At 67.4% G+C, this 15,124-nt stretch carries 15 protein-coding genes and 1 pseudogene; 11 read left to right on the top strand and 5 right to left on the bottom strand.

Translation table 11 applies throughout. From position 1 onward, the window contains the following. Positions 1 to 179: 179 nt before the first annotated feature. Both AC3ITN_RS00935 and AC3ITN_RS00940 read left to right on the top strand, forming a co-directional pair. A pseudogene (locus AC3ITN_RS00935) lies at positions 180 to 991 on the top strand (Fic family protein); the annotation flags it as partial. A 103-nt stretch (positions 992 to 1,094) separates the two neighbouring features. Next, entirely contained in the window at positions 1,095 to 1,985 is an 891-nt protein-coding gene (locus AC3ITN_RS00940) for an alpha/beta fold hydrolase (RefSeq protein WP_489391746.1), read from the top strand. 34 nt (positions 1,986 to 2,019) lie between these two features. Here the strand turns inward: AC3ITN_RS00940 and AC3ITN_RS00945 are convergent, their stop codons facing one another. After that, positions 2,020 to 2,403: a YkgJ family cysteine cluster protein gene (locus tag AC3ITN_RS00945; RefSeq protein WP_313342153.1), complete on the bottom strand. Its 384-nt coding sequence runs from the start codon at positions 2,401 to 2,403 to the stop codon at positions 2,020 to 2,022. A 114-nt stretch (positions 2,404 to 2,517) separates the two neighbouring features. Here AC3ITN_RS00945 and oleC point away from each other — a divergent pair, with 114 nt between their 5' ends. From oleC to AC3ITN_RS00960, 3 genes are all read left to right on the top strand, one after another. Further along, a complete protein-coding gene (oleC, locus tag AC3ITN_RS00950) occupies positions 2,518 to 4,173 on the top strand; it encodes an olefin beta-lactone synthetase (RefSeq protein WP_489391747.1) in 1,656 nt (551 codons plus the stop codon). Beyond that, the gene (oleD, locus tag AC3ITN_RS00955; RefSeq protein WP_489391748.1) at positions 4,170 to 5,180 is read left to right on the top strand and encodes a 2-alkyl-3-oxoalkanoate reductase; all 1,011 of its coding nucleotides are present in this window, start codon (positions 4,170 to 4,172) and stop codon (positions 5,178 to 5,180) included. The genes oleC and oleD overlap by 4 nt, the downstream gene beginning before the upstream one ends. A gap of 61 nt (positions 5,181 to 5,241) precedes the next feature. Further along, positions 5,242 to 5,397: a DUF1328 domain-containing protein gene (locus AC3ITN_RS00960; RefSeq protein WP_038691201.1), complete on the top strand. Its 156-nt coding sequence runs from the start codon at positions 5,242 to 5,244 to the stop codon at positions 5,395 to 5,397. 202 nt (positions 5,398 to 5,599) lie between these two features. On the opposite strand, the gene ddlA is transcribed toward AC3ITN_RS00960, so the two are convergent. Continuing rightward, positions 5,600 to 6,706 carry a D-alanine--D-alanine ligase gene (ddlA, locus tag AC3ITN_RS00965; protein ID WP_489392852.1) on the bottom strand — a complete coding sequence of 369 codons (1,107 nt, stop codon included), beginning with the start codon at positions 6,704 to 6,706 and terminating at the stop codon, positions 5,600 to 5,602. Between the two features lie 147 nt (positions 6,707 to 6,853). On the opposite strand from ddlA, the gene AC3ITN_RS00970 reads away from it, so the two are divergent. From AC3ITN_RS00970 to AC3ITN_RS00980, 3 genes are read left to right on the top strand one after another with little or no spacing between them, the layout of a single operon-like run. Next, entirely contained in the window at positions 6,854 to 7,495 is a 642-nt protein-coding gene (locus AC3ITN_RS00970; RefSeq protein ID WP_489391749.1) for a ubiquinone biosynthesis accessory factor UbiJ, read from the top strand. Continuing rightward, a complete protein-coding gene (gene ubiB, locus AC3ITN_RS00975; protein ID WP_313342142.1) occupies positions 7,492 to 9,150 on the top strand; it encodes a ubiquinone biosynthesis regulatory protein kinase UbiB in 1,659 nt (552 codons plus the stop codon). Before AC3ITN_RS00970 ends, ubiB begins: the two co-directional genes overlap by 4 nt. A 5-nt stretch (positions 9,151 to 9,155) precedes the next feature. Then, positions 9,156 to 9,884, top strand: coding sequence for a pseudouridine synthase (locus AC3ITN_RS00980; protein WP_489392853.1), 729 nt, complete (start codon positions 9,156 to 9,158; stop codon positions 9,882 to 9,884). A gap of 204 nt (positions 9,885 to 10,088) precedes the next feature. On the opposite strand, the gene AC3ITN_RS00985 is transcribed toward AC3ITN_RS00980, so the two are convergent. Next, positions 10,089 to 10,628, bottom strand: a complete 540-nt coding sequence (locus AC3ITN_RS00985) for a DUF2059 domain-containing protein (RefSeq protein WP_489391750.1) — start codon at positions 10,626 to 10,628, stop codon at positions 10,089 to 10,091. A 153-nt stretch (positions 10,629 to 10,781) separates the two neighbouring features. Here AC3ITN_RS00985 and arfB point away from each other — a divergent pair, with 153 nt between their 5' ends. From arfB to dcp, 3 genes are all read left to right on the top strand, one after another. Next, positions 10,782 to 11,213 (top strand): alternative ribosome rescue aminoacyl-tRNA hydrolase ArfB, encoded by a 432-nt coding sequence (arfB, locus tag AC3ITN_RS00990; RefSeq protein ID WP_313342123.1) that lies wholly within the window; start codon positions 10,782 to 10,784, stop codon positions 11,211 to 11,213. Between the two features lie 46 nt (positions 11,214 to 11,259). Continuing rightward, a complete protein-coding gene (locus AC3ITN_RS00995; protein WP_313342449.1) occupies positions 11,260 to 11,820 on the top strand; it encodes a lysophospholipid acyltransferase family protein in 561 nt (186 codons plus the stop codon). Positions 11,821 to 11,955: 135 nt separating this feature from the next. Next, positions 11,956 to 14,112, top strand: a complete 2,157-nt coding sequence (gene dcp, locus AC3ITN_RS01000) for a peptidyl-dipeptidase Dcp (RefSeq protein WP_489391751.1) — start codon at positions 11,956 to 11,958, stop codon at positions 14,110 to 14,112. A 90-nt stretch (positions 14,113 to 14,202) separates the two neighbouring features. Here the strand turns inward: dcp and AC3ITN_RS01005 are convergent, their stop codons facing one another. Beyond that, on the bottom strand, positions 14,203 to 14,646 hold the full coding sequence (locus tag AC3ITN_RS01005) for a 3-dehydroquinate dehydratase (protein WP_489391752.1): 444 nt from the start codon (positions 14,644 to 14,646) through the stop codon (positions 14,203 to 14,205). A 3-nt stretch (positions 14,647 to 14,649) separates the two neighbouring features. Next, positions 14,650 to 15,054 carry a hypothetical protein gene (locus AC3ITN_RS01010; RefSeq protein ID WP_489391753.1) on the bottom strand — a complete coding sequence of 135 codons (405 nt, stop codon included), beginning with the start codon at positions 15,052 to 15,054 and terminating at the stop codon, positions 14,650 to 14,652. Positions 15,055 to 15,124: the final 70 nt, after the last annotated feature.

Genomic DNA, 15,124 nt, shown 5'->3' on the forward strand with positions numbered 1-15,124 from the left:
CGCAGCGGACCAGCCTCAGTGCACTGAGGTTGGTCCTTGGCGCGTTATTGACGAGGCCAAGTCGGGCTCGAACCCGTCAAGACGCGTCGTAGTCGCCCTCAAAGGTGCGCATTCATGTATTAATTTGATGCATGATTCGACATGTAAGAGGCATCATGACGATCATATCGACATGAACGCTCCTGCAAGCGCAAGCCAGTTCAGAGATCGAGAACATCGTCACGATGGCTGACGAGTTGTTTCGAATTGCTGACCATGAGGCTGCTGCCACTCCCGCGACACGGGAAGCGTTCCGCTACCGAAGCGCGCTGGCAAGGTGATCTACACGCCCCCGGTGGGCGAGACGCTGCTGCGTGAAAAGCTCGCCAACTGGGAGCGCTTCATCCATGAAGAGCGCGACGTCGATCCACTGATCAGAATGGCGGTCGCGCATTATCAGTTCGAAGCGATCCACCCCTTTACCGACGGCAATGGGCGCACTGGCCGGGTTCTGAATTTACTGATGCTGGTAGAGCAGGATTTGCTGGATCGGCCGGTCCTGTATCTGTCGCGGTACATCATCGAGCGCAAGGCCGAGTATTACCGATTGCTGCTTGGGGTCACTGTAGACGGCGCGTGGGCAGACTGGATTGCCTATATGCTTGAGGCTGTCGCCGATACCGCAAGATGGACCGGGGCCAAGATCGACGCCATTCGTGGATTGCACGAACAGGCGTGCGAATGGATTCGCGCGCAGCGACCCAAGACGTACAGCCGCGAACTGGTCGATGTGCTGTTCAGCCAGCCGTATACCCGCATCCAGAACATCGTTGATGCTGGCATAGCCAAGCGCGAAACCGCAGCCCGCTATCTGCGCGATCTCGTTGAAATCGGTGTGCTTGAAGAACAACGCATGGGCAAGGAAAAACTATTCCTGCACCCGGCGTACCTGAGATTGCTGTCCGACGACAGCCATGCCACCCAGCGTTACATGCTGCCGCCGACCACGTAGATAGCGCTCCCTCTATCCCCCATGGCGGTTGTGCCCGACAATGCGCACCAGTGCCCGGGACATCCCTGCGGGCAGCATGCAGCCCCATACGCGACCCAGATCAATGCCCAAGCTTCCCGGTTACCCCGCCCATCCCCAGCGTTTCGAGGTCCGCCCCGGCCTGTCGATGAGCTACCTCGACGAAGGCCCGCGCGATGGCGAGGTGGTGGTGATGGTCCACGGCAATCCGTCGTGGAGCTATTACTGGCGCACCCTGGTGGCCGGTTTGTCTGACCGTTACCGCTGCATCGTGCCGGACCATGTCGGCATGGGGCTGTCGGACAAGCCCGACGACGCGCACTACGAGTACACCCTGCAATCGCGCGTGGACGACCTGGATGCGCTGCTGGCGCACCTGGGCATCACCGGCCCGGTGACCCTGGCCGTACACGACTGGGGCGGCATGATCGGTTTTGGCTGGGCGCTGTCGCACCACGCGCAGGTCAAGCGGCTGGTGGTGCTCAACACCGCCGCCTTCCCGATGCCGGCCGCCAAGCAGATGCCGTGGCAGATCGCGCTGGGCCGCCATTGGAAGATCGGCGAGTGGATCATCCGCACCTTCAACGCGTTCTCCGCCGGTGCCTCGTGGCTGGGCGTCGAGCGGAAGATGCCGGCCGACGTGCGCCGCGCTTACGTGTCGCCGTACAACAGCTACGCCAACCGGATCAGCACCATCCGTTTCATGCAGGACATCCCGCTGAGCCCGGCCGACAAGGCCTGGTCGCTGCTGGAACGCGCCGGCCAGGCGCTGCCGTCGTTCGCCGACCGCCCGGCCTTCATCGGCTGGGGCCTGCGCGACTTCGTGTTCGACCACCACTTCCTGAAGGGTTTCCAGGCGGCGCTGCCGCAGGCGCAGGTGCATGCCTTCGAGGACGCCGGGCACTACGTGCTGGAAGACAAGCACGAGGTGCTGGTACCGGAAATCCGCGCGTTCCTGGACGCCAATCCGCTGTAACGGGTGTCACGACCGTTGGTCGTCACGCGCCCGCTCACGCGGCGCGATTGCCGCCGTCGCCCTCACCATCCCGCCAGGTCCAGCTTTCCAGGCTCAACGCCGGCAGCCCGTGGATCGCCCGCGCCTTGTCGCACTGCGGGCTGGCCTTGCCGTACTCCCACGACGCATCCACCTCGCGGCACACGCTGGGGCGGTTGGGGTGGATGCTGCAACGCGAATACACGCCGATCTCCGCATCCAGCGCCACGCAGCGCACCGGCGCGGAATGGGTGCCGCGCATGCACAGGCGGTGCGGGTCGAGCGGTTCGGTCAGCGGGTGCGGGACCCCGCCAGGGGTGACCTCGTCCGATTCCATCCAGTGGAAGGCCACACGGTACTGGGTGCAGCAGGCGCCACACGTCATGCAGGGATGGGACATGGGTACCGGCCGGAGGGGGGGTGATCCACGCCAGGCGCGGATACAGGAAGGGGGCGAATTTTCCACGCCAGCGGCCGCCGCGCAAGATTTTTCTGCAGCGGCGACAATGAACGGATGAACAGTCCGATCAACATCGCCGCGCGCCTGCCCGAACTGGCCCGCGAACGCCCCGACCAGATCGCCATCCGCTGCCCCGGACGGCCCGGTCCGGACGGCATGGCCCGCTATGACGTGACCCTGGATTACCGCACCCTGGACGCCCGCAGCGATGCGATGGCCGCCGGCCTGGCCGCGTACGGCATCGGCCGCGGGGTGCGTGCGGTGGTGATGGTGCGGCCCTCGCCCGAGTTCTTCCTGCTGATGTTCGCGTTGTTCAAGAACGGCGCGGTGCCGGTGCTGGTCGACCCCGGCATCGACAAGCGCGCGCTGAAGCAGTGCCTGGACGAGGCCCAGCCGCAGGCCTTCATCGGCATCGGCCTGGCCCACGTGGCGCGGCTGGCGCTGCGCTGGTGCCCGGGCGCGAAGACCCAGGTCACCGTCGGGCGTCGCTGGGGCTGGGGCGGCACCACCCTGGCCCGGCTGGAAGCCGACGGCGCCCGCCAGCCGCAGCCGATGGCCGCCACCGACGGTGACGACGTGGCCGCCCTGCTGTTCACCAGCGGCTCCACCGGCGTGCCCAAGGGCGTGGTCTACCGCCACCGCCATTTCGTCGGCCAGGTGGACCTGCTGCGCGCGGCGTTCGGCATGGAGGCCGGCGGCATCGACCTGCCCACCTTCCCGCCGTTCGCCCTGTTCGATCCGGCGCTGGGGTTGACCTCGGTGATCCCGGACATGGACCCCACCCGGCCGGCGAAGGCCGACCCACGCAAGCTGCACGACGCCATCGCGCGCTTCGGGGTCACCCAGTTGTTCGGCTCGCCCGCACTGATGCGGGTGCTGGCCGACCACGGCCAACCGTTGACCGGCGTGCGCCGGGTGACCTCGGCCGGCGCCCCGGTGCCGCCGGACGTGGTGGCACGCATCCGCCGCCTGCTGCCCGATGACGCGCAGTTCTGGACGCCCTACGGCGCCACCGAATGCCTGCCGGTCGCCGTCATCGAAGGCCGCGAACTGGAAAGCACGCGCGATGCGACCGAGGGCGGCGCGGGCACCTGCGTGGGCCGGGTGGTGCCGCCCAACGACGTGCGCATCATCGCCATCGACGACGCACCGCTGCCTGCGTGGTCGCAGGTGCGCGAGGTCGCGCCCGGCGTGGTCGGCGAGATCACCGTGGCCGGCCCGACCGCCACCGACAGCTACTTCAACCGCCCCCAGGCCACCGCCGCGGCCAAGATCCAGGAGACGCTGGCCGACGGCAGCACCCGGGTGGTGCACCGGATGGGCGACGTGGGCTATTTCGATGCGGACGGCCGGCTGTGGTTCTGCGGCCGCAAGACCCAGCGCCTGGAAACCGCGCAGGGCCCGCTGTACACCGAGCAGGTCGAGCCCGTGTTCAATGCGCTGGACGGCATCGCGCGTACCGCACTGGTCGGCGTGGGCCCGATGGGCCTGCAGGTGCCGGTGCTGTGCTACGAACTGCAACCGGGCACGGCCGATTCCCCCGCGCTGCGCGAGCGCCTGCGCCGCGAAGCAGGCGCGCATGCCGGCACTGCCCGCATCGCGCACTTCCTGCCGCACCCGGGCTTCCCCGTCGACATCCGCCACAACGCCAAGATCGGCCGCGAGAAACTCGCACCCTGGGCCGCAACCCGAATGGAACAACACGCATGAAGATCCTCGTCACCGGTGGCGGCGGTTTCCTCGGCCAGGCGCTGTGCCGCGGCCTGGTCGAACGCGGCCATGACGTACTGAGTTTCAACCGCGGCGATTACCCGCCGCTGGCCGCGCTGGGCGTGGGCCAGATCCGCGGTGACCTCGCCGACGCCGAGGCGGTGCGCCATGCGGTGGCCGGGGTGGATGCGGTCTTCCACAACGGCGCCAAGGCCGGCGCCTGGGGCAGCTACGACAGCTATCACCAGGCCAACGTGGTGGGCACCGACAACGTCATTGCCGCCTGCCGCCAGCATGGCGTGCGCACGCTGGTGTACACCTCCACCCCCAGCGTCACTCACCGGGCCACGCATCCGGTGGAAGGCCTGGGCGCGGACGAGGTGCCGTACGGCGAGAATTTCCAGGCACCGTATGCGGCCACCAAGACCATCGCCGAGCAGCGCGTGCTGGCCGCCAACGGTCCCGACCTGGCCACCGTGGCGCTGCGCCCGCGCCTGATCTGGGGGCCGGGCGACCAGCAGCTGGTGCCACGCCTGGCCGAACGCGCGCGCGCCGGCCGCCTGCGTTTCGTCGGCGACGGCAACAACCTGGTCGACACCACCTACATCGACAACGCCGCGCTGGCGCATTTCCTGGCACTTGAACACCTGGCACCGGGCGCGGCCTGCGCCGGCAAGGCGTACTTCATCTCCAACGGCGAACCGCTGCCGATGCGCGAGCTGCTCAACAAACTGATGGCGGCGGTGGGCGCGCCGGCGGTGGAGAAGTCGATCAGCTTCAAGACCGCGTATCGCATCGGTGCGGTGGCCGAACGCGTGTGGCCGCTGCTGCGCCTGCGCGGCGAGCCGCCGATGACCCGGTTCCTGGCCGAGCAGCTGTGCACGCCGCACTGGTACAGCATGGAACCGGCGCGGCGCGACTTCGGCTACGTCCCGCAGGTGAGCATTGACGAAGGGCTCACGAGGCTGAAGGCTTCATCGCGCGTCGAGAAATCCATCACTTCCTGAACACCGGGCGTTGGTGAAGATGGCAGCACGCCAATCCGGCACGCACTACGCGAGGATCGACATGCTGCACTACGCCGTAATCTTTTTCGTTATCGCCATCATTGCGGCGGTGCTCGGCTTCTCCGGCATCGCCGGTGCCGCCAGCAACATTGCCTGGATCCTGTTCGTGGTGTTCCTGATCCTGGCTGTGGTGTCGATGTTCCGTAAGCGAGGGTAGTGCGCGGGGTCATGCGCGCCCCCCTCTCTCCGGGAACGCATGACCCAGCGCAGTCTCCGACGGCCTGGCGCTCGCAGGAGCGCCAGGCCGTCGTTGCATCTGGCACCCGCGCAATTCCCCGCGTAGAGCCACGTCCTGCGTGGCTGGAACTGCCGACGGTGCGTCAGCCACGCAGGGCGTGGCTCTACCGGTCAGGACGGGGTCAACTCACGGCGGTGATCGAGCTGCGCAGCGCGCGATCGCTGGCATGCCGCTCCAGCGCCAGTTCCAGCAGCCGGGTGATCAGGGCCGTGTAATCCAGCCCGCTGGCTGCCCACAGCTTGGGGTACATGCTGATCCGGGTGAAGCCGGGCAGCGTGTTGATCTCGTTGATGACCACGCCACCGTCTGCGGCAAGGAACACGTCCACGCGTGCCAGTCCGGCGCAGTCCAGTGCCTGGTAGGCACGTACGGCAATCCCGCGGATACGCTGCTGGTCGACATCGCTGATGTCGGCCGGCACCACCACGTCCGCGCCGCTCTCGCTGATGTACTTGGTGTCGTACGAATAGAACTCGTCGTGCACCACCACCTCGCCGCAGACGCTGGCCTCGGGCGCGTCGTTGCCCAGCACCGCACACTCGATCTCGCGTCCGTCGATGGCCGACTCCACCAGCGCCTTGTGGTCGTAATCCAGCGCCAGTGCCAGCGCCTCCTGGAACGCCTGTGCGTTGCGCACCTTGCTCACGCCCACCGATGAGCCCTGGTTGGCCGGCTTGACGAACAACGGCGTACCCAGCTGCGCGACCAGCGTGGCGTAGTCTGCCGATCCGACCGTGGCCCGGCTGAAGCACGCGAACGGCGCAACGGCGAGACCGGCATCGCGCAGCAGGCGCTTGGCCACGTCCTTGTCCATCGCCACCGCCGAACCCAGTACGCCGGAGCCGACGAAGGGCAGGTTGGCCATGCGCAGCAGGCCCTGGAGCGAGCCGTCCTCGCCCAGCGTGCCGTGCACGATCGGGAACACCACGTCGATCTGCGCCAGCGCCGCGTCCGGTGTGGCCGGCACCAGTTGCCGCCGCTCGGCGCCGGGCAACACCGCCACGCCTCGGCCGGAACGGTTCAGCGCGATGCGCGACGGGTCGTCGGCGTGCAGCAGGAACCGCTCCGGGTCGCTCACATGCCACTGGCCCTGCTTGTCGATACCGATCAGGGTGGCCTCGAATCGCGACTTGTCCAGCGCATCCAGAATGTTCCTGGCCGACTGGAGTGAGACCTCGTGTTCAGCCGAACGGCCACCGAAGATGATGCCTACCCGGATCTTGCCCATGCCTGCTGCCGCTCCTGCCATGCGTGTGAGGATGCCCATCATGAAAGCATTTCCCCCGTAGAGCCACGCCCTGCGTGGCTGGAACTGCCGACGGTGCGTCAGCCACGCAGGGCGTGGCTCTACGGGGTAGCGCTGTAGAATGTCGCCATGGCCCGCTCCCTGCTCTCCTCCCTCAAGCCCCTGGCCGGCAATGCGTTGCAGCTCGCGCTCAACCGTACGCTGGCGCTGGACCCCGATACCCGCCGCGCGCTGGTCGCGCTGGATGGCCGCCACATTGCGCTGACCCTGGAGTCGCCGGCACTGGCCATGCGCATCGGGGTGGACGGTGAACGCTTGACGGTGGGCCCGGTGGACCCCCAGCAGGAGCCGGACCTGGCCGTGCGCAGCACGCTGGGCGGGGTGCTGGCGCAGCTGCCGTTCCTGGCCAACGCGCGCCGTGGTGGCGATGCCCCGGCGGGCCGGGTGAAGGTCTCCGGTGATGCCGAACTTGCGCGCCGCCTGCAGCAGCTGGCCAGCCGCTTCGATCCGGACTGGCAGCAGCCCTTCGTGCGCGTGTTCGGCGACGTGCTTGGCGTGCAGATCGCCAATGCACTGCGCTCGGCCCTGCAGCATGCGCGCCGTGGCGCGTCCGACCTGGCGCACAGCGCCGCTGATTTTGTCACCGAGGAGTCGCGCGACGTGGTAGCCCGAGCCGAACTGGATGCCTTCCATGACGACGTGGATGTGATCCGCGACGACGTCGAGCGCATCGCCGCCCGGGTACAGCGCCTGGCGCAGGTGCGCGCATGAAGGCGGTGTTCCGCGCCAGCCGCATTGGTCGGGTGATCCTGCGTTACCGTCTGGACGATCTGCTCGAGGGCACCCAGGTCGAGCGCTGGCTGCGCGTGGCCAAGCCGTTCGTGCCTCGCGCCTCGGCCGACATCGCGGCGCAGTCGCGCGGTGCCCGTCTGCGCCTGGCGCTGCAGGACCTGGGCCCCATCTTTGTCAAGTTCGGCCAGATCCTCTCCACCCGCCGCGACCTGATTCCGGCCGACATCGCCAACGAACTCACCCTGCTGCAGGACCGGGTCAAGCCGTTCGATGGCGCCGCCGCACAGCGCATCGTGGAAGAAGCGCTGGGCCGCCCGGTGAGCGAGGCATTCGCGACCTTCGACCTGCAGCCGCTGGCGTCGGCCTCGATCGCGCAGGTGCATGCCGCCACGCTCGCCGATGGTCGCCAGGTCGTGGTGAAGGTGCTGCGGCCGGACATCGAGAAGCAGATCGATGCAGACATCGCGCTGCTGAAGTCGGCCGCCGCGCTGGTCGAGCGCACCCATCCGCGCGCCGACAGGATCCGCCCGCGCGAAGTCGTGGCTGAAGTTGAAAACACCCTGGCCGCCGAGCTGGACCTGCAACGCGAAGGCGCCAATGCCAGCGTGCTGCGCCGCAACTGGGTGGATTCGGACGACCTGTATGTGCCCGAGGTGATCTGGAGCCACACCGCCGAACGCGCGCTGACGCTGGAGCGGGTGTGGGGCATTCCGTCGGACGACATCGCCGCGCTGGACAAGGCCGGCATCGACCGCAAGGCGCTGGCAGCCAAGGGCGTGCGCGTGTTCTACACGCAGGTGTTCCGCGATAACTTCTTCCATGCCGATGCGCACGCCGGCAACATCTGGGTCGACACCGATCCGATGCGCCGCGACAACCCGCGCTTCATCGCGCTGGACTTCGGCATCATGGGCCAGCTGTCCGAAGAAGATCAGTACTACCTGGCCGAGAATTTCATGGCCATCTTCAACAAGGACTACCGGCGCATGGCCGAGCTCCATGTCGAAGCCGGCTGGATGCCCAACAACGTGCGCATCGATGAGCTGGAAGCTGCCGCGCGTTCGGTGTGCGAACCGTACTTCACCCGCCCGCTGTCGCAGATCTCGCTGGCCGAGGTGCTGATCAAGCTGTTCCGCGTGGCCCAGCGTTACGAGCTCACGCTGCAGCCGCAGCTGATCCTGCTGCAGAAGACGCTGCTCAACATCGAAGGCGTCGGTCGCCAGCTCGACCCCGAGCTGGACATCTGGGCGGTGGCGCGGCCGGTGCTCGAGCGCATCCTGCGCGAGCGTTACAGCCCTCGCCGGGTGTTGAAGGAACTGCGCAAGCGCCTGCCGGAAATCATGACCCACACGCCCGACATGCCGCGCCTGGTGCACGCCTGGCTGCGCCAGCAGGTGGAAGGCGGGCACGAACTGTCGATGCGCTCGCAGGACCTGGTGGCACTCAACACCAACCTGCAGAAGCTGCAGAAGCGCGCCGTGGCGGCCATCGCCGGCGTGGGCCTGCTGATCGTCGCGGCGGTGCTCTACGGCATGCAGCCGGGCGGCTGGTACGTCGGTGATGCGCCGGTGTGGAGCTGGGTGAGCGGCGCGGCGGGCCTGTTCTCGCTGGCCAGTGCGTGGTGGCGGCGGTGAGCCATATCGATCTGCTCGACGAGGCCCTGGTTGAAGCGCCGGCGGCGCTCCCGCCCCTGCAGCTGCTGCACGTCGACGACCGCCTGGCGGTGGTGAACAAGCCGGCCGGGCTGATGGTCCACGACAGCAAGCTGGCCCGCGGCGAGGATGACTTCCTCGCCGACCGCCTGCGCGACCAGTTGGGCAAGCCCATATTCCTCGTGCACCGGTTGGACCGCGCCACCAGCGGCTGCCTGCTGCTCGCGTTCGACCGTGAGAGCGCCAGCGTGCTGGGCAAATCGCTGATGGGCGGCGATGTCACCAAGGACTACCTGGCGATCTGCCGCGGTTGGCCGGCCGAAGAGGCGTTCACGGTGGACCATGACCTGGACGGCGGACCCGGCAAGCCGGTCAAGAAGCAGGCCATCACCCATTTCCAGCGCGTGGCAGTGGGCGAGATCGCCGTGCCGGTGGGCGAGTTCGAGACGTCGCGCTATGCGCTGCTGCGCTGCCAGCCGCAGACCGGGCGCTTCCGCCAGATCCGTCGTCACCTCAAGCACCTGTCGCATCACCTGATCGGCGACACCAGCCATGGCGATGGCCGCCACAACCGCAGCTTCCGCATGCAGGGCATCCACCGCATGCTGCTGCACGCCGAGCGGCTGCGCTTCCCGCATCCAGACGGCACGCCGATGGATGTCAGCGCCCCGGTGGAAGGCGAGTTCCGCAAGGCGATGGATCTGTTGGGCTGGTGACAAAACCGTAGGGACACGCCATGCGTGTCCGCTGGACCCTGACCGGCTATGAACCCGGAAGGGCGGCTTCGGCGGGGCTACCACCCGGAGGGGGCCTCGGCACGGCACGGGCGTGTCTTCGGACGCTTGTGCCGCGCTTCGCGCGGTGGACACGCATGGCGTGTCACTACGAATGTTCACGTGCGCAGGACGATCGCGCCGCTATTACTTTGTCGGCGGTGCCTGTTCTTCATTCACGATCGCCTCCAGGTCCTTCTGCAGGTCCACGAACAGCGGCTGCATCTTGTCCTGGATGGCCACCATCACGTTCTGCATCAGCGCCGGGGTCTTGTCGAGCAGGCTCTGCCCGGCCGAGCTCTCGTAGAACTCGGCCATCGCCAGCACGTCTTCCTTGCTGAAGGTCTTCTTGTAGAGGTCCACGTACATCGGCCGCAGCTGCTGCCACGACAGCGCCTGGCGGATGGTCTGGTTGGTGCGCTGCTCGATCCGCTGCAGCTGCGCCTTCTGGGTGTCATCCAGCTTGCGCTGCTGGGCCACCTGCTGGAACTGCTGGCGCTGCATCGCCTCGATCTGCGGCAGCATGGTGTCCAGCATGCTCTGCGCGCGCGAGGCGGCCAGCAGGCGGTTGATGTCCGCGTCCGACGGCGGCGCGGCCAGGGCGGGGGCGATGGCCGCCAGTCCCAGCGCGAGGGTCAGGGCCAGGCGGGTCAGGCCACGGCGGGCCGGCGAAGGGGTCAACATCATCGGGCAGCATCCTGCGTTGCGTGAAAGCCAGAGCATACCTGCGATGCGGTGATGGGTCAGTGCCCGCACCTCCTGCTTTTATGCGCCTTATCGGCGCCATTGGCGTACGTTGTGGTCACCAATGGCGGCGTTACTGCCTTTACAATGCGCCCCATGGCAAACGGTCCTGTCACCATCACGGCACACCTGGCGATTCCGGACACGGAGATCGTCGAGCGTTTCGTGCGCGCCAGCGGCGCCGGCGGGCAGAACGTGAACAAGGTGTCCACCGCCGTTGAACTGCGCTTCGACGTGGCCGGCTCGCCGTCCCTGCCCGAGCCCTTGCGCGAGCGCCTGCTGGCGCGGCGCGACCGGCGCATGACCGGCGAAGGCGTGCTGGTCATCGATGCGCAGCGTTTCCGCACCCAGGACCGCAACCGCGAGGACGCACGCGATCGCCTGGCCGAATTCATCCAGGCCAGCCTCAGCGTGCCCAAGCCGCGTGTGGCCACCAAGCCATCGTACGGGGCCAAGCTGCGCCGGCTGGATGAAAAGAAAGGTCGCGCGCAGATCAAGCGCGGCCGCACCACACGCAATTGGGAGTGATTGCTTGAACAACCGAAGTCCGCTGTTGCCGCCTGTGCCGCCCAACATGCCGCAGGTCAAACCGAACCGCTTCCTCCGCTGGCTGGCCCGGTGCACGTTGCGTCTGGGCGGCTGGAAAGTGACCGGCACCTTCCCGGACGTGCCCAAGCTGGTCTTCATCGTCGCCCCGCACTCGTCCAACTGGGACGGCTTCTGGGGCATGGCGGCCAAGATCGCACTGGGCATGCAGGTGAAGGTGCTGGGCAAGGCCTCGCTGTTCTGGTGGCCGCTGTCGCCGCTGCTGCGCGCCCTGGGTGTGATCCCGCTGGACCGCAGCTCGCCGCAGGGCACGGTGGAGCAGGCGGTCAGCCTGCTCCGTGGTTCGGAGCGCATGTGGTATGCCATCACGCCCGAGGGAACCCGCAAGGCGGTGACCCACTGGAAGGCCGGGTTCCTGAAGATCGCGCGCATGGCCGACGTACCGGTGCTGGCCTGCTACTTCCATTACCCGGAAAAGACCATCGGCATTGGTCCGCTGTTCTATTCCACCGGCGACGACGTGGCCGACATGGCCACCATCCGCGAGTATTACCGGCCGTGGCACGGCAAGAACCGCGGCACGGTCTGAACGCCCGCGGGCGCGGCGCTGCCCCTGGCCGGCAAGGCCAGGCGCCACGTCCGGCACATGCCGGGCGGGGCCAATGGGAGTAGGGTTATCGGCTGCGGTTCTGAGCCGCTTTACCTCATTCCAGGAGCCCGTTTCATGTCGCGTACCGTAATCTTGGCCGCTGCCATCAGCCTGGCGCTGGCGGCCTGTTCCGGCAAGGAGTCCACCCCCGTGTCCGACACCCAGACCCCCGCCGCGCAGCAGCCGGCCGATGCCTCCACCAATCCCCTGTTGAGCGCCAGCACGCTGCCGTTCCAGGCGCCGCCGTTCGACCGCATCAAGGACAGTGACTACCTGCCGGCCTTCAACGAAGGCATGAAGCAGCACCTGGCCGAAGTGCGCAAGATCGCCGACAACGTCGAACCGGCGACGTTCGACAACACCATCGAAGCGCTCGAGCGCAGCGGCGAGACCCTGACCCGCGTCTCGCGCGTGTTCTTCGGCCTGGTCCAGGCCGACACCAACGACGCGCGTCAGAAGATCCAGGAAGAAGTCGCCCCGAAGCTGGCCGAGCACCAGGACGAGATCAACCTCGACCCGAAGCTGTTCGCCCGCGTGAAGAGCGTCTATGACCAGCGCGATGCGCTGGGCCTGGACCCGGTGCAGAAGCGCCTGGTCGAACGCGATTACCAGGAATTCGTGCGCGCCGGCGCGCAGCTGTCCGACGCTGACAAGGCCAGCCTGCGCAAGCTCAACGTGGAAGAAACCACGCTGGCCACGCAGTTCCACACCCGCCTGGTGGCTGCCACCGCCGCCGCCGCCGTGGTGGTGGACGACAAGGCCAACCTGGCCGGTCTGAGCGAGGAAGAGATCAACACGGCCGCGTCCGATGCCAAGGCGCGCAACCTGGAAGGCAAGTTCCTGCTGCCGCTGCAGAACACCACCCAGCAGCCGGTGCTGGCCTCGCTGAGCAACCGTGAGCAGCGTGCCGCCGTGCTCAAGGCCTCGGAAACCCGCGCCGAGCGCGGCGATGCCAACGACACCCGGCAGACCGTGCAGCGCCTGGCCCAGCTGCGTGCGCAGAAGGCCAAGCTGCTCGGCTTCGAGAACTACGCCGCGTACAGCCTGGCCGACCAGATGGCCAAGACCCCGGCCGCCGCGCTCAAGCTGCTCACCGACACCGTGCCGGCGGCCACCGCCAAGGCGCGTGGCGAGATCGGCGAAATGCAGAAGGTCATCGACGCCCAGAAGGGTGGCTTCCAGCTGGCCGCATCGGACTGGGACTTCTACGCCGAACAGGTGCGCAAGGCCCAGTACGACCTGGACGAGTCCCAGATCAAGCCGTACTTCGAGCTGGACAACGTGCTGCAGAATGGCGTCTTCTACGCCGCCACGCAGCTGTACGGCGTGACCTTCAAGCAGCGCACCGACATTCCGACCTACCACGCGGACATGAAGGTGTATGAAGTGTTCGACAAGGACGGCACCTCGCTGGCGCTGTTCTACACCGACTACTTCAAGCGCGACAGCAAGTCCGGCGGCGCGTGGATGGACGTGTTCGTCGAGCAGAACGGCCTCACTGGCGACAAGCCGGTGGTCTACAACGTCTGCAACTTCACCAAGCCCGCCGCCGGCCAGCCGGCGCTGCTGAGCTTCGATGACGTCACCACGATGTTCCATGAGTTCGGCCATGCGCTGCACGGCATGTTCTCGAACGTGAAGTACCCGTCCATCGCCGGCACCAGCACCTCGCGCGACTTCGTCGAGTTCCCGTCGCAGTTCAACGAGCATTGGGCGCTGGACCCGAAGGTCTTCGCCAACTACGCCAAGAACTACAAGACCGGCGAACCGATGCCGCAGGCGCTGGTGGACAAGATCCTCAAGGCGCGCACCTTCAACCAGGGCTACGCGACCACCGAGTATCTGTCGGCCGCACTGCTCGACCTGGCCTGGCACACCCAGCCGGCCGACGCCAAGCTGCAGGACGTGGCGCCGTTTGAAGCGGCCGCGCTGAAGAAGTTCAAGGTCGACCTGCCGCAGGTGCCGCCGCGCTACCGCACCACCTACTTCGACCACATCTGGGGTGGCGGTTATTCGTCCGGTTACTACGCCTACTTCTGGGCGGAGGTGCTCGACCATGACGCCTTCGAGTGGTTCAAGGAGCATGGTGGCCTGAACGCCGCGAACGGCCAGGAATTCCGCGACAAGATCCTCTCGCGCGGCAACAGCGTGGAGCTGGCCGATCTGTACCGCGAGTTCCGCGGCAAGGATCCGTCGGTGGAACCGCTGCTGGTGAATCGTGGGTTGAAGTGATGCCGCAGGCATCACGGTAGGTACCAACTGTTGGTTGGTACGTGACCGGGTTGAAGACGAACGGCAGGGGAAACCCTGCCGTTCGTGCGTCTACGTCCCCACGCGGCATCCCACCTCGCTGCATCCCAGGTGATCCAGCGCGATCTCCAATGCATGCATGTAACTCTGCGCGCAGTACCCATGCGCCACGCCGATGCGCTGGCCGACGTCGGCCGGCAGGCACGCTTCCGGTGCGCTGCTGTCATCGTCATGCACCTCCACGTACGCATTGTGCAGGTGCGGCAGCAGGCGCTGCAGGCGCGGGCTGTCCACGCAGGCGCCGGGGTCGAGCAGGGTGATCTCGCCACGGCTGTGATCGGCCACGCGCAGCGCATCCAGCAGCTCCTGTTCCGAGCCGCAGGCGCGGATCGCCACCGTGGTGCCCGCGTCGATCGCGCGGTGCACCAGCGCCTTCAGCACCGGCGCCGGCAACGGCTGCGCGGTGCGGATCAACAGGCCGCTCGCTTCGGGGCCACGAATGATGAAGATCGACATGGCTCAGGCGCTCCCTGCAGGCGTCTGCAGGCGTCGTGCGGCAATGGCCAATGACAGCCGGCAGGCGTCATCGCGCCCGCTGCTGCACACCACCCGTGCCGCCGGCGCGTGCAGCGGGTGCAGGTGCGCGTCCAGGCCGTCGTCATCGTTGGCGGCCATCTCGATGTACGGCGCCGGCAAGGCCTCCAGCGCCGCGCACAGGTCGCGGCCATGGGCGGCCCACTGCGCAGGGTCGGCGGCGGCCGTTTCGATCAGCACCCACGCCGGCTGGCTTTCCCGGGCCTGGCGCAGGCACTGCAGCAGCGCCGGCAGGCTGGCGCAGTCCTGGCAGTGCACGGCGTGGCCGGCCAGCTGGGCCGGCACCGGCAGCGGGTCCGGCGATGCCTGCCGGATCAACAGGATGGTCATGGAACACCTCGACAAAACGCCCGGGGGCGCGGTGTCGACACGATGCGCGCGGGGGGCATAAAGCAGCGAT

Source organism: Stenotrophomonas sp. KH_036_B, from assembly GCF_057839485.1.